This window comes from Paenibacillus thailandensis (assembly GCF_042685365.1).
Taxonomy (GTDB): domain Bacteria; phylum Bacillota; class Bacilli; order Paenibacillales; family Paenibacillaceae; genus Paenibacillus_AP; species Paenibacillus_AP thailandensis.
The window spans coordinates 356,668-373,716 of sequence record NZ_JBHUMY010000012.1; the positions used below are offsets into that span (position 1 = coordinate 356,668).

The following is a 17,049-nucleotide window of genomic DNA, read 5'->3' on the forward strand; positions in this document are numbered from 1 at the left end:
TCTTTGGTTTTGATACCGATGCAAGACTTGCGGCTAAAGCTCGATTGTCCTCTTCCCTTCGCTGGAACGAACGACGGCATCGAGCACCTCTTGATTGCGGTATCCATCCATGAATCCGGGAAATCCGTCGGGTACGGAACCTTCCAATAGCGCAACAAAATCATCGTATTGCTTCACTTTGCAGCGGCCGGGCACTTCGAGCGTCGTCTTCGCCAGCTGTCCGGGTTGTTCCTCGCGTACCCAGATCAGCCGGTCCGGATCAAGCGTCGAAGCGTAAATGGTGCCGGAATCCCCGTAGACAGACACCTCGTGCTGATTCCCCGATCCAACGGCGTTGCGCGTTGTCTGAAAGACGCCCGCGGCATTGTCGGTCATGCGAGCCTGAAAGCTTGCGAAATCGTCCACTTCGATTCTCGTCATATTTCCGCTTGCGGCATCTTTGCGCTCGGGTATAAACGTGTGCAATTGCGCAGAGAGCTCCTCGAATTCTCCGAAAAGAAAACGTGCCATGTCGATCATATGCGATCCTAGATCGCCAAGCGTTCCCGTACCGGTTATATCCTTGTTATATCGCCATGTATACGGAGCGTCGTATATCGCCGCCCCCCATCCCTGCAAATACTGGATGGAAAAGCTGCGAACCGTCCCTATCTTTCCTTCGCGCACAAGCTCCCGGGCATAACGGAAAGCCGGCGTATAGCGGTAGCTGAAGCCGATCATGGCCGGAACCGGCCGCCGTTCGTACAATTCGAGCAGCTTCACGGCCTCATCGAACGTTCGGGTGAACGGCTTCTCGGTCAAAAACGGTTTGTGCTCCTGCAAACAGACGCGGATAATGTCCGCGTGGACGTTATTCGGGGTGACGGATACGACCGCTTCGACATCCGAATCCCGGATTAACCGCTCAAATCCGGCATAACGCTTATCCTCGGCAATTCCGAGTCTATCGCCGAGCAGTTTCATGCTATCGGCGTTTACGTCGCTCACCGCCACGATCTCCAAACGGCCCGTTTCGTTCATCCAGCGAATATGCTCCCGCGCCATTCCTCCCAGGCCGATCAAACCGATGCGATATTTGTTCATTTTGCTGTCCTCCCGAATCCGTCGTTTAACGCGTGTAACGGTTTCCTTATGCCGCTTACGGCTTATTCCGCCTTCATGTAGCGGTTATAAGCATCCTCATAGATTTTGAGCAGCTTTTGCAGCCCCATATCGTTAAGCTGCTTCACGTACGCGTCCCAGTTTTCGTCGATGCCGCCTTGCGTTACCCATTGCGCGCGGGTGCTCAATATATAGCTGTTAATATCGGTAGTGAGAGTAGGCAATTCTTGATATTCTTCCGCCGTAAACATAACCTCCGGAAACGGCTCAGTGACATGCTCTTTGCCCAGCTTATCCAGCTCCATCTTCAGTCCGTCGCCGGTCGAAGTATCTAGCTTAATATTTTTCTCAAAGGCGGGGCTTGCGTATTTGGGGCCGAAATCCCGAAGCGAATTGTCCCAATACCATGCGTCCGCGCTAATGCCGTCGGGCGGAGCCATCAAGGAGTACGTGCCGTCGTCGCCTTTCTCGATAGCGGTGCCGATCGCTCCCCAGAAGTTCTGAATGCTTGCTTCCCCGGTATAGAACTGGTCGATCCAACGGGCCGTAACCTCCGGATGTTCGTTAAAGGACGTAATCAATACTTCGTTGCGTCTAAAGCTTAAACCGTTCGGATCGCCTTCCTGATAGCGCTTACCATCCGGTCCGGCAATGGGCGCAATCGTCTCGTATTGCCCGCTCCATTGGCCGAAAACGGCGTCGGGCGTCCACTGATAAGAAAATCCGATAAGCGGCGCGTCCGGATTTTGCCGCTTCGCGCTCAGCATCGTATTATCCTGCGTAAAAGTCTCCGGATCGATCAAACCTTCCGCGTATAATTGATGCACCCACTTTAAGCCTTCCTTATACTCCTCGGAAATAGGGAAATATTCCGGCTTGCCGTCCTTGATCATCATATTGTTTCCTCTTAAATTGGTAATGCCGAACGATGTGAGGAGCTGCATCTCGATATCCCCCGAATTGCTGAACGGTATCTCGTCCTTCTTGCCGTTCCCGTTCGGATCCTGTTCTTTAAAGGCTTTGAACACTTGATAAAGTTCATCGACGGTTTCAGGCGCCTTAAGACCCAATTTGTCCAGCCAAGCTTTGTTAATCACCGGCTGGTTTGCGGATACCGGGCGCGATGGGAGCCTGGCGGGCAAGGAGTATATTTTCCCGTCCGGGAACGTGCTGATTTTTCTCATTTCGGGCGTTTCTTCCATGGCGGCTTTCAGATTGGGCATATATTGGTCGATATACTCATCCAGCGGGCGGAAATAATTTAAGTTGTTGATAATGTCCGAATCGCCGAACGCAAGATTCCCGAAAATGACGTCCGGAAGCTCGCCGCTCGCCAGCATGACGGATTTCTGCTCGCCCCAGTCGTTCGAAGACATCACCTGCCAATTGATTTTGACGTTGCTGTTTTTCTCAAGCTCCTGCAGCCAGGCATTTTTCGTAAAGCTGTCACCCATGTTGCCCCAGCGAACCGTCAGCACATCCAACGTAACCGGTTCGTTCACGATGGGGAGACCTTCTTTATTGAAGCCCCCGGCCGTATCGGAACCTCCGTTCGTTCCGTTCTTTCCGTTATCGCCGCTATTGCCGCTGCAGCCTGCGACAAGAAGCGCGAGAATAGAAACCAGTGCAACCGTTTTAGTTGCGAATTTCGTCGCTTTAACCATACCGGATCCCTCCGTTATATTTTTCCATCCTGCTTCACTTTCCTAACGTCCTCCCTTTAATTTTTTACGGCTCCGATCATCACCCCCTGGTTGAAGTGCTTTTGCACAAACGGATAAATGCACATGATCGGTAACGTGGAAACGATAATGACGGAATAGCGCATCAAATTGGCAAGCCGCAAGGCGATTTGGGCGGCTTCGCCGGTCCCCATGCTCGACTGCATCTGATTGGTGATCAAAATATTTCGCAAAATGAGCTGCAGAGGATACAGATCATTATTCTTCAAATAAATCAGCGCATTAAAATAAGAGTTCCAATGGCCCACCGCAATCCATAGCGCCAGCACCGAAATAATCGCCTTTGACAGCGGCAGAACGACCAGCGCAAAATAGCGGAGGTTCCCGCAGCCGTCAATTTGCGCAGCCTCCCACAAATCGGGCGGAATGCTGTTCTGAAAAAAAGTCCGCGCCACAATAATGTCGAAAACGCCGACGGCAAACGGCAGAACCATAACCAAGAACGTATCGTACAAGCCGAAATCGCGAATCGTTAAAAAGGTAGGAATAAGACCGCCGTTAAAAAACATGGTAAAGATAAAAAACAGCGTAATCGTGTTGCGGCCGAACAGATCTTTCCGGGATAACGCATAAGCTGCCGATAAATTGACGGCCAAACCGATTGCGGTTCCGACCGCCGTATACAAGATCGTGTTCCGGTAGCCGATCCAAATGTTCGAGTGGTTTAACAGCTCCCTGTAGCCTTCCAGCGTAAACCCTCTTGGATATAACCATACCTGTCCGTTCCCGACCGCGGACGGATCGCTGACGGAGGCGATGACGATAAAATAGAGCGGATACAGCGTGACAAGCAGGACGGCCGCCGCCCAAACATACAACAGCGCATTCAACGCGTTGTCGGAAAAAGCGGTTCTAGCCGATTTCCGCAACGCCGGATTAGTCGCCGCATCCATGGCACCACTCCCTCCTTCCCGTTTACCAAAGACTATTTTCGCTGTATTTTTTCGAAATGCGGTTGACCATGATCAGCAAGATGAAGTTAATGACCGTGTTAAACAGGTTAATGGCTGCAGAGAAGCTGTATTGAGTGCTCAGCAGGCCGATCTTGTACACATAGGTTGAAATAACTTCGCTGCCGGAGATGTTTAAATTGTTTTGCATCAAGTAAGCCTTTTCAAAACCGACGCCCAAAAGACTGCCCACCCGGAGGATCAGCAGCGTCACCGCAGTCGGCATCAGCATGGGAAGATCGATGTACCAAATGTTCTGCAGGCGGCTGGCGCCGTCCACTTTGGACGCTTCATACAGACTCGGATCGATCGCCGACAGCGCGGCAAGAAAAATGATGCTGTTCCACCCCGTCTGCTGCCATACGTCCGACCATACGTATACGCTGCTGAACAGGCCGGGCGAGCCCATCAGATTAGGCGCCTCCGCTCCGAACAAGCGGTATAGGCTCCCGATCAAACCGCTGCTTGGGGAAAGCAAGATCAACATTAACCCGACAAGCACGACGGTGGAAATAAAGTGCGGCATGTAGGTGACCGTCTGAAAAAAACGCCGGAACCGATTTTGCCGCATCTGATTGACCAAGAGCGCAAAGACGATCGGAATCGGAAACGTGGCGAAGCTGTAAAGGCTGATAAGCAGCGTATTTCGAATCGTGACTTCAAATTGATAGGAGTTAAAGTACTTCTCAAAGTACTTGAAGCCGGCCCACGGGCTTCCCGTTATCCCCAAAGCGGGACTGTAATCTTTAAAAGCGATCATAACGCCATACATCGGTTTATAGGTGAAGCATAGAAGCAGCGCTACGGCAGGGAGCAATAACAAATATAAGCCCCAGTTCCTTCCGATCCTTCGAACCGTGCTTTGTATGCCGGCGCTCGGCAGACGTGCGGCGCGCAAAACCGTTCCCCTCCCTAAACGTTCGTCCTTAAGACTAGGACAACAAAAATGTTTGCTTTCACAAGTTTATTATAATGTCGTCTCTCGTTCCGATTCGGACTTCATGAGAGAAGGATTCGGACTTTTGCGAGTGCCGGCCGGCTTGTTAATCGCGGGAAAAAGGCAGCCGCATGACGTTATCCGGACTTTGCATGGCACTTTTCGGACATTCGGGCAAACCTGTCATTGTTCTTGTTGTTTTTCCGTCCAACGGATTTATAATAGTTACAAAAACAGAAGGCCAAATATCGAGCCAACCCAAAAGGAGTCGGCATAGGCAAATGATCCTAAGAGCGGAAAACAAGATGCAACCGATCAAGCATTATGTGAAAATGCTGCTCCTCGTTTCTTTCGCCGCCTTGATTCTGGACGTCATCATTAGCATGGCTTCCATCTCCCTTGTCCAGCAGCAGTCCGCGCAATACGTGCAAGATACGGCCGATCTGTATATCGACAAGATCAATCATAACTTTTCCTATTTGAATCATTTTGCGGGATGGACGCTTGCGAACGACGAGGATGTAGAGACCATGAGAGAGCACGGCACGGCCGAACCGGAATTTATAAAAGCGCGGAACAACCTCTATAAACGGTTTGCCGAGCTGCAAAAAAGCTACGGTAAAGAATATAACTTCTTTCTCTATTTAAGCGACAGGCGTTTTCTTTTAAATACCGCCCCAATGAGCTTGTCGTATCCCGAATATTTAACTTTGAAAAAACAAATGACAGATTACGCCGAGGACAAAAATATTTATGATAAATTTTATTCCCAATGGACGACGATAAGGCTCAACGATAACTACTACATTATCAATATTGTGCCCTATCATGAAAGCTATATGATCAGCCTGATTTCGACAGACGAGCTCATCCGTCCGTTGCGCGAAATCAAGCTGGGCGGAAACGGATACGTCTCCTTGGCGAATGCGGAAGGAACGACCGTAACCGATCCGGTCTCGGCTCGCGAACAATCGGTTCAACCTTTCGACAAGTCCATGCTCTTGAAGCTTTTGCAAATCCGGACGACCGTAATCAGAGAATTTTCCAACGCATCTTTCTACGTTGAACTGTCCGTCCAATTCGGAACCTTTGAAAAAATTATGATCGCCCAGCTGCTCGTCGTGCTTCTGGCCGTCATAATCGCCTGTTACTTCTGTTTTATGATGCTGTATTTTCAGAGAAAGGTGCTTGCGCCGATCAAAAATTTCTCCAATAACCTTGCCCTCTTAACGAGCAACGGAGAAGGGATCGACTTCGAAAGCAGTCAAATCGTGGAGCTGGAAAAAGTAAACCGGCAGTTTATCGAAATGGTGAAACAAATCAACAAGATTAAGATCGATCTTTACGAGCGGGAGCTGGAAAAGCAGAAGATTCAGCTGGACTACATGAAATTGCAAATTAAGCCCCATTTTTTTCTCAATTGCTTAACGACCATTTACAGTATGGCACAAATGCAAATGCATAAAGAAATAGAGCAGATGACGTTATCGATTTCGAAATATTTTCGCTATATCTTTCAAAACGACCGGCATTTCGTCAAGCTGGAGGATGAAATCGAGCATGCCCGGACTTATCTCGAAATTCAAAGGCAGCGTTATCCCCATGCGTTCCAATATCGCATCGAGCTTGAGGAGCATACGGCCGGCGTCAAAATCCCTCCGTTGGTGCTTCAAACTTTCATTGAAAATGCGATTAAACATGCCGTATCGCGGGAAAACGAGGTGCTCGTTCAACTCTCGGTGGAGCGCAGGGCCGATAAGGAAAAGGATGAGGATTGGACGGAGATCCGGGTATCCGACAACGGGCCCGGCTTTCCGAATGCCGTCTTGGAGAAGCTTGTGAACGGCATGCCGTTGGATCAATCCGAAGGTACGCACATCGGCATTATGAATACGCTTCAAAGATTGGAATATCTTTACGATCGTCAAGCGGAAGTCCGTTTCTCCAATAACGAAGGCGGCGGCGCTTGCGTCATCCTGTGTCTTCCGAATTTTCCGAAAGACGAACCCGAAGCGGAGGGAAGTACATGAATGCCTTGCTTGTCGATGACGACTATTTTGTCGTAACCGCACTGGAAAAGAAAATCGACTGGATTTCCTTGCAGATCGAAACGGTTTACACGGCGAACAACGTAGCTCAGGCGCGGGAAATCCTTAAAAGACACCCCGTTGAAATTTTAATTTCCGATATCGATATGCCGCAAGGAAGCGGACTGGAGCTGTTGGCGTGGATCCGGGAGGAGAAATACAACATTCAAACGATTTTTTTGACCAACTACGCTGATTTCAACTATGCGCAGAAGGCGATCGAATTGCAAAGCTTCGAGTACTTCCTAAAGCCGATCGAGTTCGATAAGCTGGTGCTTATTATCCAAAAAGCGGTTGCAAAAGCAAAAGAACAACAGAAAAACGAAAAAGCGATACAGGAAGGTTATTTCTGGCAAAAAAATCAAGCCAAAATACGGGAGCATTTTTGGCGGGAATTGGTTAACGGAAGCGTCTCCTTCCCGGTCAAACAAGATCGTATCGTCCATTCCATCGAGGAAAAAAACCTCCGCTATCGGATGACCGATACCTTTCAGCCTTTATTAATCAATGTCTTCCCTTACGACGGAAGCTTGGGCAAAACGGATAAAGGCCTGTTCGATTTTGCCCTTCTTAACGTTTTGTACGAATTGTTTCCGCATTCCTTCTTTTCGATCGAAACGATTCTGGAATATAAACCATACAACTGGATAGCCGTCTTGAAATGGAACGAAGCCCCCGACACGCAAACGGTCGAAGAGCTCTGTTCCGCGATTATTCCAAAGGCGAATCAATACTTAAAATCCGACGCTTGCTTCACGATCGCCTTGCCGGGCAAGCTGGAAAACATCGGACAAAGCATCAAAACGCTGCTCTATATGAACGATGAAACGGTAAAATGCCGCAATCAAACCTTTCGCGCCGAAAGCTATGGCCGCCGCAGCCAGTCCGATTATGTACCGCCTGATTTATTGCGTCTCGAAGAGCTGCTTGACCGAAATGAAGGCGCCGCGTTTCTTGAGGAAACCTCTCGGTATTTGAAGGACCGTCTCAATAACAATACGCTCGATATCTCGATCCTTAGCTTGTTCCGGCTGGATATCGTGCAGCTCATTTATTCCTTCCTCAAGACGAAAAGCATACAAGCGCATAAACTGTATACGGGCAGAACGAACGATCAGCTGCTGCTGAATTCTTTGAACTCCATAGAAGATATGGAAGAATACTTTCAATATTTGGTGAACACCGCTATGGATTGCCGGGACTTCGCCGAACAGCCGCAATCGGTGGTCGAACAAATTAAACTGTATATCCATACGCATTGCGGCGACGACTTATCAAGAAATCATTTGGCCGAACTCGTTTATTTGCATCCGGATTATTTGGCGCGGTTATTTAAGAAAGAAACCGGCGTTCCACTCGGAAGCTACGTCATTCAAGCCCGCATCGCGGCCGCCAAGCATTTACTAAAGACAACGCAGTTGTCCGTATTTGAAGTTGCAAAGAAAGTAGGATATGCCAACTACTCTTATTTCTCGAAATTGTTCAAGCATGAAGTCGGCCTTAGCCCGAACGATTATAAAAAAACCCCGATCGAAGCCATTCGAAGATGAGCGATAAACGGCCTTAGTCCGGTTCAAAACCGAACTAAGGCCGTTTATTCGGACGCCATTTTAAACTATGAAACAACGGAATCTTTTTACGTTAAGCCCCCAAGTAGGTTTTGCGGATTCGACGGTCCATGACGAACGGGCCAAACGGCAGCACCGAAGCGACGAATGCGCCGATATAATATTTGGCCGGCCATTTCCATACGACCGCCGCGACGACGGCCGCAATCAGATAAAGGGTAAACAACAAGCCGTGCGCGCTCCCCGCGATCGTAACCGCCAGCGGCATGTCCAAGCCGTACTTCAGAGGCATGGCGACAAGAAGCAGCAGCAAAAACGAAATGCCTTCCACGATGCCGATTACGCTGAACAGTCGCAATACGATAACGCTTGGTTTTCTTTGCTCCATATTCACGTTCCTCCCGCAAACAGGTAATAGGATGCTGCTTGTGTCCGATTTTTCGTTATACGATATTTACGATTACGTTGGCAAACGTAAAAATAAAAGCAACCATGGCGATATAGCTGTTGATCGTAAAAAACGCGGTATGGATTTTGGACAAGTCGTTCGGATTGACGAGACGATGCTCCATATAAAGCAGCACCGCGATCACCAACACGCCGATATAATAGATCCATCCCAATTCGATAAAGAGCGGCAAGCTCAGAAACAACGCGATCGTCAGCACGTGAAGCCATTTCGATATGGTGAGCGCCCGCTTGACCCCGAAGCGCGCCGGTATCGAATGGACGCCGTTCGCCTTGTCGAACTCTACGTCCTGGCAGCCGTAGATAATGTCAAACCCCGCGATCCAAGCCGTTACGATGCCGCCGAGTATCCATGCGGCCGCGTGGAAGCTGCCCGTGACCGCAATCCAGCCGCCGAGCACGGCCAGAGCGTCCGTCACGCCTAAGATGATATGGCAAGACCACGTGAACCGCTTCGCATACGAATAGCCGACCAAGAAGACAACCGCAATGGGAAGCAGCGCCAGACATAAGCCGTTCAGCATCGAAGCGGAGATCAGCAGCACGATAAACGAAATGACGGCGTACGCCGCCGCTTCTTTCACCGATACGACGCCCCGCGGTATTTCCCGTCCGGCCGTACGCGGATTTTTGGCGTCGATCTTCCGGTCGATCAGCCGGTTCAGCGTCATCGCCATGCTTCTTGCGCTGACCATCGCCACCGTTACCCAGAAGACGACGCGCCACGAAGGCAGCGTTCCGTACGCCTGAAAGCTTGCCAGAATCATGCCCAGGTAAGCATAAGGCAAAGCGAAAATCGAATGCTCGAACTTGACGAGCCTTCCAAACTTTAAAACTACGTTCACATCGTAATCCTCCTTGAGCGTAAATCCACATGTAAACTATTATAGCTCAACCTGCGCGGTTCACCTAGGATGAATTGTGAAAAATAACGCACATCAAGCGGAAACGGCCCATACCTGAGTCATAGCCGTCCTTGGGCGGCAAAGCTTATATATAGAAAAAAGACGTGTGCCCGCGACGGGCAAACGTCTCTGTAGTGTCAGCTCGTTCGGCCTCCGCTTGAGCGCAAGGCAGCGCCGCTTTGTCCGGCGCGGTAGGCAAGCGGCGTCACGCCTATTTTACGCTTGAACACCCGGTATAAATAATTGCTGTTCGCAAAACCGTGGCGCCCGGCGATCGCTTCGACCGTATCGGCCGTTGCCGTCAAATCCTCGCATATGCGCTGCAGACGGAAGTCCTCCAAGTAACTGCTGAACGACACGATGCCGTGTTTGACGAGCAAGCGCTGCAATTGGCGGCCGCTGATCTGGATCCGGTCCGCGACTTCCTGCAGCGTAATCGGATTCGCGTAATTATCGCGAATATATTGAAGCGCCATCCGCAGCCGATGGGCTTGAATGTCCCTCTCCGGCAGCGGCTGCTGGACGTCCGGGCCGCCCGCCGCTTTCGCCGCCCGAATCAGAATCTGAATAACGGATTGCCGAATGGTCGTATAAGCCCCGATGTCGCCGGAGCGGAACGCTTCGTAAGCCGCCAGGAAGCACGACATCGCGTCGTGACGGTCGAGGAACGGACGCAGCGGAAAATGCTTCAAAACGTGGACGCAGCTTTCGCTCTCCCTCACTTCCCAGTCCTCTCCCCATCCGCTGCCGGCCGGACCGTCCTCCAGGCGCTGAATGTCGATATGCAGGCATAACTCGTCCATCCCGGTTTTCGCTTCCGACGTTTGCCGATGAACGACGCCGGGGCCGGTCAAGTAAAACATCCCGCTTTCCAGCTTATAGGCGGTATCGATCAGGGTGACGGTTCCTTTGCCCCGCGGCACAAAATGAAACTCGAACTCCGAATGCTTATGGAAACGAATCACAAGACCCGGCTCAAACGTCGTCAAATGCCAGCGAAGCACGCGAAGCCCGTAACGGCCCCACTTGAACTGCAGCTCGAGCCTCTCCAGCGCGTCCGGCTTCTCTTTCATGACGGCATACGGATAAGGGTGATGGTTCATATCCGTTCGTATCATCTTCCTCATCGCTCCCGCGTTCCGTTTTTGGAGTGACTGCATAATTGCGACATATTTTAAAAATAACATGCCCCGTCTAAGTTGAATACTTAAATATTTAGACACGATTACTATACGATTGCGACATGAACCGAATAATTTAAACGGCGTTATTGACCCTTCGGACAGTCGATTCTATGATAGACTCGTAATCAATTTGAAGCATTTGGGAGGGCGAAGAGGTTGGAGAAACGATTGAAGGTCGCCATTGTCGGTTGCGGCGGAATCGCCAACGGCAAGCATATGCCGGCGCTCAGCCGGAACGGGCATGTCGAGCTGGTCGCATTTTGCGATATCGTGGAAGAGAAGGCCGTTAAAGCAAGCGAACAATACGGCGGCGAAGGCTCGAAGGTATATACCGATTATCGCGTCTTGCTGCAGGACGAAAGCATCGATGTCGTTCACGTATGCACGCCTAACGATTCTCACGCGCCGATTACGATTGCCGCGCTGGAAGCCGGGAAGCATGTCATGTGCGAGAAGCCGATGGCCAAGACCGCCGCGGAAGCGAGAGCGATGGTCGAAGCGGCCAAGCGGACCGGCAAAAAGCTTTCGATCGGGTACAACAACCGGTTTCGGCCGGACAGCCAGCATTTGAAGCAAATATGCGAATCCGGCGAGCTCGGCGAAATATATTACGCCAAGGCGCATGCCATCCGGCGCCGCGCCGTGCCGACATGGGGCGTCTTTCTCGACGAGGAGAAGCAAGGCGGCGGGCCTCTTATCGACATCGGCACCCATGCCCTCGATTTGACGTTATGGATGATGGACAACTACGAGCCGCTGTCCGTTACGGGCTCGGTATTCCATAAGCTCGGCTCGAGAGCAAACGCCGCCAATGCATGGGGACCGTGGGACCCCGCCAAATTTACGGTGGAAGATTCCGCGATGGCGTTCATCAAGATGGCAAACGGCGCGACGATCGTGCTGGAGTCCAGCTGGGCGCTGAACACGCTGGAAGTCGACGAAGCGAAATGCACGTTGTGCGGCACCGAGGGCGGCGCCGATATGAAGGGCGGGCTCCGCATTAACGGCGAGGAGAACAGCCGTCTGTTCGTCAAGGAAATCGACCTGAAAGCCGGAGGCGTCGCCTTCTACAGCGGAACCGAGCAGCGGGATATCGATCTCGAATGCGCGGTCTGGATCGACGCGGTCCTGAATGATAAAGAGCCGGTCGTCCGCCCCGAGCAGGCGCTTGTCGTTACGGAAATTCTCGAAGCCGTATACGAGTCTGCCCGCACGGGACAAACGGTCTATTTTGAACGGAACCGAAGCGGCGAAGGAATCGCCATATCCTGAAAGGAGCGATGCGAATGGCCAAACCGATCGTAGGCATCCAGCTGTATACGCTGCGCGACCAAACGGAAAAAGACTTTCTCGGAACGATCCGCAAAGCGGCGGAAATGGGCTACGAAGCCGTCGAATTCGCCGGTTATTACGATACTCCCGCATCCGAATTGAAAGCGCTTCTCGACGAGCTCAAGCTGCACGCTCCGTCGGCGCATGTCGGTCTTAAATTCAACGAGCCCGACCGATGGTCCGAAGATCTGGCGCAGCAGATCGATTACGCGAAGCAAATCGGCCTGCAATACATCATCGTCCCATGGGCCCCGCTCCCGGACGACCCGGCGGAGGAAGACGTCGCACGCCTTGCCGCCATGCTGGAGCAAGCCGGCAAGCAAGTGACGGCCGCCGGTTTGAAGTTCGGCTACCATAATCACGATTTCGAATTCAAGCTCGTGAACGGCAAGCCGGTCATCGACCGTCTGCTGGAGCTGGTCCCGGCCGAATATTTGATTGCGGAATTTGACTTGGGTTGGGTGCATGCGGCAGGCTGCAAGCCGGCCGAATACGTGCGGCGATACGCCGGCCGCGTACCCCTCGCCCATTTCAAGGACTTCGGCGAAGGAACGAGAGATACCGAGCTGGGCAGAGGAACGGTAGATTTAAAGAGCGTGCTTCGGATCGCGGAGGAATGCGGCATCCAATATTTCATCGTGGAACAGGAGGAGTTCGAATCCTCTTCCCTCGAAAGCGCCAAACTATGCCTGGATTTTTTCCGGGAGAACGGTTACGGTCCAGGAGCCGGCCAATAATCAAATCCCCTAAAAGGTGAGGCGATGCTCTGCAGCGGATTCCGTCCGCATTAAACGTTCGTTGGATCGGCGTCTAATCCAACCTATTAACGCGGCCACTCATCTTGAGTCACTTCAATGATGGATTAGACGTCCCTTTTTGGGGGACCCCCGTCCACCGGAAATGGCTTCGAAAAATTTCCTAAACCATATAAAAGACAGGAACCGCGCCGGAAACGGCCGATTCCTGTCTTTTGATTTTTTTTATGGATAAACGAATAAGCCAAATGATCGGAGCGCTGGGAGCGGCTTATCGTTCCTTCGGAATAAGCTCGAATATTTTGCCGCTTTCCATCGCTTCGATAAATTTGCTCAGCCATTTGTAGTAATGTAACGCTTCCGTAATTTTCCGTTCGTCGTGATCAAGCACGCGGACGACCTGCTCGTCATCCCCGTATAACGTTCTCATCTCCCCGATTTCGCCAAGCGCCTTGGCCAGAACGGCCATGTTGCTTTCAACCGCTTTTCGCCATTTGATAGAGAAATAATCGCAGAAATTTTGATGCCAGTCCGGCGCCGCTTCATATAAATCTTTGCGCGAGCCTTTCCCCCATACTTTGTCGATCATTTTCAAATCCATCAGCGTGCGGACGCCTGTGCTCATGGATGTTTTGCTCATGCCTGTCTTTTGACTCAGATCGTCCAGCGTCACAGGCTTCTCGCTGAAATACATATAGCCGTACAAATGGCCTACGGATAACGTGATCCCGTACAGATCCATGTTTTTGCCGATGGAATCGATGACGCGCTCACGGTTATGGTTGATTTTGTTCAGTACTTCCGGCGTAAGCCCATCAAGATCGTTCATGATTTCCCTCCTGAGGAATAAAGCCTCTTCTAAAGCGGCTATTCAGTATTGTAATCAAACTCTCGTTCAAAAGTAAAGATCCTGATCCAAAAGGAAACGGGAGAATAACGGAGTATTCCGTATGTATAGTTCGTAAAGTAAAAACTGTACGTACAATAAATAGAGTATTTGGGCTTTGACGGGCGTTTTCGATGACCGGTAGACTATGGTAAGGAAGTTTAGCTTGCGAAATTTTAACCAAAGGAGGTCACAATGCCTATTATCGAGGTCAAAAAATTAACGAAAATATTCGGAACCGATCCGAAAAAAGGACTTTCCTACTTGCAGCAAGGGTGGTCGAAGGAAAAGATTTTCCAAGAGACAAAAATGACGGTCGGCGTAAATCAAGCCGAATTTACGATTGAAGAAGGGGAAATCTTCGTCATCATGGGGCTTTCCGGGAGCGGGAAGTCGACGCTTGTACGCATGCTGAACCGGCTGATCGAGCCGACGAGCGGCCAGGTGCTGTTTAAAGGAACGGACATCGTTCAGATGAACGCCGAACAGCTTCGACGGTTTCGGCGAAAAAATATCGGCATGGTGTTTCAAAAATTCGCATTGTTTCCGCATCGCACCGTACTTCAGAACGCCGAATACGGGCTGGAAATCCAAGGCGTAAGCAAGGCCGAGCGAACGGAGCAGGCCCGCAAGGCGCTGAGGCTCGTCGGACTCGGCGATTGGGAGAACAGCCGGCCGGACCAGCTCAGCGGCGGGATGCAGCAGCGCGTCGGGCTCGCAAGAGCGCTTGCGAACGATCCCGATATTTTGCTGATGGATGAAGCTTTCAGCGCGCTTGATCCGCTCATTCGCAAAGACATGCAGCACGAGCTGCTGAGCCTCCAATCCAACATGAAAAAGACGATTATATTCATCACGCACGATCTGGACGAAGCGCTTCGCATCGGCGACCGGATCGCGCTTATGAAGGACGGCACGATCATGCAGATCGGCACGCCGGAGGAAATATTGACCCGGCCCGCCAACAAATATGTGGAGCGGTTTGTAGAAGACGTCGATCTCTCCAAAGTGCTGACGGCCTCCCATATTATGGCGCCGCCGGAGACGATCACGCCGGAGAGAGGGCCTCGCGTCGCCCTGCAGCTGATGCGGGAGAACGAAGTGTCCAGCTTGTACGCCGTGGACAAAAACCGCAAGCTGCTCGGCATCGTCACCGCCGATGAAGCGGCCCGGGCGCTCCGGGAAAATCTGCCTCTAGCCGACGTCGTCATCCGCGAAGTCCCTTCGGTCTCGCCGGATACGCTTATCAACGAGCTGTTCGAGACGATGGCGGATACGAGGCTGCCGGTCGCCGTTCTCGACGAGCAGGAGAAGCTGCTCGGCATCGTCATTAAAGGTGCGGTGCTGTCCGCCTTGGCGGGCAACGCAACGCCGGAAAGGGAGGCGGTCCGATGAATATTCCGAAATTGCCGCTCGGCAGCTGGGTCGAATGGCTGGAACAATTTATGACGCTGCATTTCGGCCCGGTGTTCGATTTCATTCATGCGGTCATCGGCGGAATGGTTAACGGCATCGAAGCCGTCCTTACCGTTGTTCCGGCGTTGGTACTGATCGTACTGATCGCCGCGTTAGCCTACTGGCTCGGCAAATGGAAGCTCGCCTTGTTCGCGTTTATCGGCCTTTATTTAATCGACAATTTAGGCTTATGGGAGCAGTCGATGCAATCGCTCGCGCTTGTCCTTGCCGCGTCGCTGCTGTCCATCGTCATCGGCATTCCGATCGGCATCTTGTGCGCGCGCAGCAACGCGGCGCGAAATATCGTGACGCCCGTGCTCGATTTCATGCAGACGATGCCGGCATTCGTTTACCTGCTGCCGGCCGTCTCGTTCTTCTCGCTTGGCGTCGTTCCGGGGGTCATCGCATCGGTTATATTCGCGATACCGCCGACGATCCGCTTGACGAACCTCGGGATCCGCCAAGTGCCGGAAGAGCTTGTAGAGGCGGCGGAAGCGTTCGGCTCCACGCCGATGCAGAAGCTCGTGAAGCTCCAGCTGCCGATCGCGATGCCGACCATCATGGCCGGCATCAATCAGACGATCATGCTGTCGCTTTCCATGGTCGTCATTTCGTCCATGATCGGCGCGCAAGGCGTCGGCGCTTACGTCTACAGAGCGGTTACGCAAGCGAAAATCGGCGACGGATTCGAAGCCGGCGTAGCCATCGTCATCATGGCGATTCTGCTGGACCGTTTGACCCAAAAGATATATAAAACCAAAAATTGAAGCGAAGGAGCGTTTTAATATGAAGAAATGGATGCTAACGTTACCCGTGGCTCTTCTCGCCGCCGTGCTCGCCGGCTGCTCGCAATCCTCCCCCGCCGCCGGAGGCGATAAATCGATCAAGCTGGCGTACGTCGCGTGGGACTCGGAAATCGCCAGCACGAACGTGGTGAAGGAAGTGCTGGAGTCGAAGCTGGGATACGAAGTGGAAATGCTGCAGGTGGACGCCGGCCCGATGTGGGCGGGCATCGCCGACGGAAGCGCCGACGCGATGGTCGCCGCATGGCTTCCGAGCACGCACGCTTCCTATCTGGACAGCTACGGCGACCGGATCGAGGATCTCGGCCCGAACTTGAACGGGACCAAGACCGGCCTGACCGTTCCGGCTTACATGGATATCGACTCCATCGAAGATTTGAAGAACGCCGATACGAAGTCCGCGCTGTCGGGCAGCATTATCGGCATCGAGCCGGGAGCCGGCATTATGATGCAAACGGAAGCCGCAATGGAAAGCTACGGCCTCTCCGATTACACGCTGGTGGAAAGCTCGTCGGCCGCCATGGTGCAGCAGCTGCAGAAGGCGTACGACAGCAAACAGCCGATTGTCGTAACGGGATGGACCCCGCATTGGATGTTCGGGAAGATGGACCTGAAATATTTGGAGGACCCGAAGGGCGCCTACGGCGGGGAAGAACAAATTCACACGATGGTTCGCCAAGGCTTGAAGGAAGATATGGCCGATGCCTACGCGTTCCTCGACGCTTTCGAATGGTCCGCGGAAGACATGGCCGAAGTGATGGTCGCCATTCAGGACGGCGAAGCGCCGGAGGAAGCGGCGAAGCAATGGGTGGAAAGCCATGCCGAGCAAGTTGATGCATGGCTTGCGGGAGCAGCTCAACAATAACGGACAACGTG

At 52.1% G+C, this 17,049-nt stretch carries 15 protein-coding genes; 7 read left to right on the plus strand and 8 right to left on the minus strand.

Annotated features, from left to right (window positions below):
• Positions 1–33: 33 nt before the first annotated feature.
• The 4 genes from ACFSW5_RS13170 to ACFSW5_RS13185 form a co-directional block, all read right to left on the minus strand.
• Positions 34–1,083, minus strand: a complete 1,050-nt coding sequence (locus tag ACFSW5_RS13170; protein ID WP_379273670.1) for a Gfo/Idh/MocA family protein — start codon at positions 1,081–1,083, stop codon at positions 34–36.
• A 62-nt stretch (positions 1,084–1,145) separates the two neighbouring features.
• Positions 1,146–2,765 carry an extracellular solute-binding protein gene (locus ACFSW5_RS13175; RefSeq protein WP_379273672.1) on the minus strand — a complete coding sequence of 540 codons (1,620 nt, stop codon included), beginning with the start codon at positions 2,763–2,765 and terminating at the stop codon, positions 1,146–1,148.
• 56 nt (positions 2,766–2,821) lie between these two features.
• Entirely contained in the window at positions 2,822–3,736 is a 915-nt protein-coding gene (locus ACFSW5_RS13180) for a carbohydrate ABC transporter permease (RefSeq protein ID WP_379273675.1), read from the minus strand.
• Between the two features lie 22 nt (positions 3,737–3,758).
• Complete coding sequence (locus ACFSW5_RS13185) at positions 3,759–4,691, minus strand: ABC transporter permease (RefSeq protein WP_379273678.1); 933 nt, start codon at positions 4,689–4,691, stop codon at positions 3,759–3,761.
• Positions 4,692–5,011: 320 nt separating this feature from the next.
• Here ACFSW5_RS13185 and ACFSW5_RS13190 point away from each other — a divergent pair, with 320 nt between their 5' ends.
• Together ACFSW5_RS13190 and ACFSW5_RS13195 are read left to right on the plus strand one after the other, a co-directional pair.
• Positions 5,012–6,760, plus strand: a complete 1,749-nt coding sequence (locus ACFSW5_RS13190; protein WP_379273680.1) for a sensor histidine kinase — start codon at positions 5,012–5,014, stop codon at positions 6,758–6,760.
• Positions 6,757–8,367, plus strand: a complete 1,611-nt coding sequence (locus ACFSW5_RS13195) for a response regulator transcription factor (RefSeq protein ID WP_379273682.1) — start codon at positions 6,757–6,759, stop codon at positions 8,365–8,367. The genes ACFSW5_RS13190 and ACFSW5_RS13195 overlap by 4 nt, the downstream gene beginning before the upstream one ends.
• A 91-nt stretch (positions 8,368–8,458) precedes the next feature.
• Here ACFSW5_RS13195 and ACFSW5_RS13200 read toward each other — a convergent pair whose 3' ends face one another.
• The 3 genes from ACFSW5_RS13200 to ACFSW5_RS13210 form a co-directional block, all read right to left on the minus strand.
• On the minus strand, positions 8,459–8,773 hold the full coding sequence (locus ACFSW5_RS13200; protein ID WP_379273684.1) for a DUF3817 domain-containing protein: 315 nt from the start codon (positions 8,771–8,773) through the stop codon (positions 8,459–8,461).
• A gap of 55 nt (positions 8,774–8,828) precedes the next feature.
• Positions 8,829–9,698 carry a UbiA-like polyprenyltransferase gene (locus tag ACFSW5_RS13205; protein ID WP_379273686.1) on the minus strand — a complete coding sequence of 290 codons (870 nt, stop codon included), beginning with the start codon at positions 9,696–9,698 and terminating at the stop codon, positions 8,829–8,831.
• A gap of 197 nt (positions 9,699–9,895) precedes the next feature.
• A complete protein-coding gene (locus ACFSW5_RS13210; RefSeq protein ID WP_379273688.1) occupies positions 9,896–10,876 on the minus strand; it encodes a helix-turn-helix domain-containing protein in 981 nt (326 codons plus the stop codon).
• Between the two features lie 222 nt (positions 10,877–11,098).
• On the opposite strand from ACFSW5_RS13210, the gene ACFSW5_RS13215 reads away from it, so the two are divergent.
• A complete protein-coding gene (locus tag ACFSW5_RS13215) occupies positions 11,099–12,214 on the plus strand; it encodes a Gfo/Idh/MocA family protein (RefSeq protein WP_379273690.1) in 1,116 nt (371 codons plus the stop codon).
• 14 nt (positions 12,215–12,228) lie between these two features.
• On the plus strand, positions 12,229–13,011 hold the full coding sequence (locus tag ACFSW5_RS13220) for a sugar phosphate isomerase/epimerase family protein (protein WP_379273692.1): 783 nt from the start codon (positions 12,229–12,231) through the stop codon (positions 13,009–13,011).
• A 289-nt stretch (positions 13,012–13,300) separates the two neighbouring features.
• Here the strand turns inward: ACFSW5_RS13220 and ACFSW5_RS13225 are convergent, their stop codons facing one another.
• The gene (locus tag ACFSW5_RS13225) at positions 13,301–13,858 is read right to left on the minus strand and encodes a GbsR/MarR family transcriptional regulator (protein ID WP_379273694.1); all 558 of its coding nucleotides are present in this window, start codon (positions 13,856–13,858) and stop codon (positions 13,301–13,303) included.
• A gap of 252 nt (positions 13,859–14,110) precedes the next feature.
• On the opposite strand from ACFSW5_RS13225, the gene ACFSW5_RS13230 reads away from it, so the two are divergent.
• Genes ACFSW5_RS13230 through ACFSW5_RS13240 form a run of 3 tightly spaced genes read left to right on the plus strand, consistent with a single transcriptional unit; the run spans position 14,111 to position 17,038 of the window.
• Positions 14,111–15,310 carry a quaternary amine ABC transporter ATP-binding protein gene (locus ACFSW5_RS13230; protein WP_379273696.1) on the plus strand — a complete coding sequence of 400 codons (1,200 nt, stop codon included), beginning with the start codon at positions 14,111–14,113 and terminating at the stop codon, positions 15,308–15,310.
• Positions 15,307–16,137, plus strand: coding sequence for an ABC transporter permease (locus tag ACFSW5_RS13235; RefSeq protein ID WP_379273698.1), 831 nt, complete (start codon positions 15,307–15,309; stop codon positions 16,135–16,137). Before ACFSW5_RS13230 ends, ACFSW5_RS13235 begins: the two co-directional genes overlap by 4 nt.
• Positions 16,138–16,156: 19 nt before the next feature.
• Positions 16,157–17,038: a glycine betaine ABC transporter substrate-binding protein gene (locus ACFSW5_RS13240; RefSeq protein WP_379273700.1), complete on the plus strand. Its 882-nt coding sequence runs from the start codon at positions 16,157–16,159 to the stop codon at positions 17,036–17,038.
• The last annotated feature ends 11 nt before the right edge of the window (positions 17,039–17,049 follow it).

What these genes read in the sequence shown, in the direction of transcription:
- ACFSW5_RS13240 (WP_379273700.1), top strand. Translation starts at nt 16,157, where the DNA reads ATGAAGAAATGGATGCTAACGTTACCCGTGGCTCTTCTCGCCGCCGTG.
- ACFSW5_RS13180 (WP_379273675.1), bottom strand. Translation starts at nt 3,736, where the DNA reads ATGGATGCGGCGACTAATCCGGCGTTGCGGAAATCGGCTAGAACCGCT.
- ACFSW5_RS13195 (WP_379273682.1), top strand. Translation starts at nt 6,757, where the DNA reads ATGAATGCCTTGCTTGTCGATGACGACTATTTTGTCGTAACCGCACTG.
- ACFSW5_RS13170 (WP_379273670.1), bottom strand. Translation starts at nt 1,083, where the DNA reads ATGAACAAATATCGCATCGGTTTGATCGGCCTGGGAGGAATGGCGCGG.
- ACFSW5_RS13235 (WP_379273698.1), top strand. Translation starts at nt 15,307, where the DNA reads ATGAATATTCCGAAATTGCCGCTCGGCAGCTGGGTCGAATGGCTGGAA.
- ACFSW5_RS13190 (WP_379273680.1), top strand. Translation starts at nt 5,012, where the DNA reads ATGATCCTAAGAGCGGAAAACAAGATGCAACCGATCAAGCATTATGTG.
- ACFSW5_RS13225 (WP_379273694.1), bottom strand. Translation starts at nt 13,858, where the DNA reads ATGAACGATCTTGATGGGCTTACGCCGGAAGTACTGAACAAAATCAAC.
- ACFSW5_RS13230 (WP_379273696.1), top strand. Translation starts at nt 14,111, where the DNA reads ATGCCTATTATCGAGGTCAAAAAATTAACGAAAATATTCGGAACCGAT.
- ACFSW5_RS13200 (WP_379273684.1), bottom strand. Translation starts at nt 8,773, where the DNA reads ATGGAGCAAAGAAAACCAAGCGTTATCGTATTGCGACTGTTCAGCGTA.
- ACFSW5_RS13175 (WP_379273672.1), bottom strand. Translation starts at nt 2,765, where the DNA reads ATGGTTAAAGCGACGAAATTCGCAACTAAAACGGTTGCACTGGTTTCT.
- ACFSW5_RS13220 (WP_379273692.1), top strand. Translation starts at nt 12,229, where the DNA reads ATGGCCAAACCGATCGTAGGCATCCAGCTGTATACGCTGCGCGACCAA.
- ACFSW5_RS13210 (WP_379273688.1), bottom strand. Translation starts at nt 10,876, where the DNA reads ATGATACGAACGGATATGAACCATCACCCTTATCCGTATGCCGTCATG.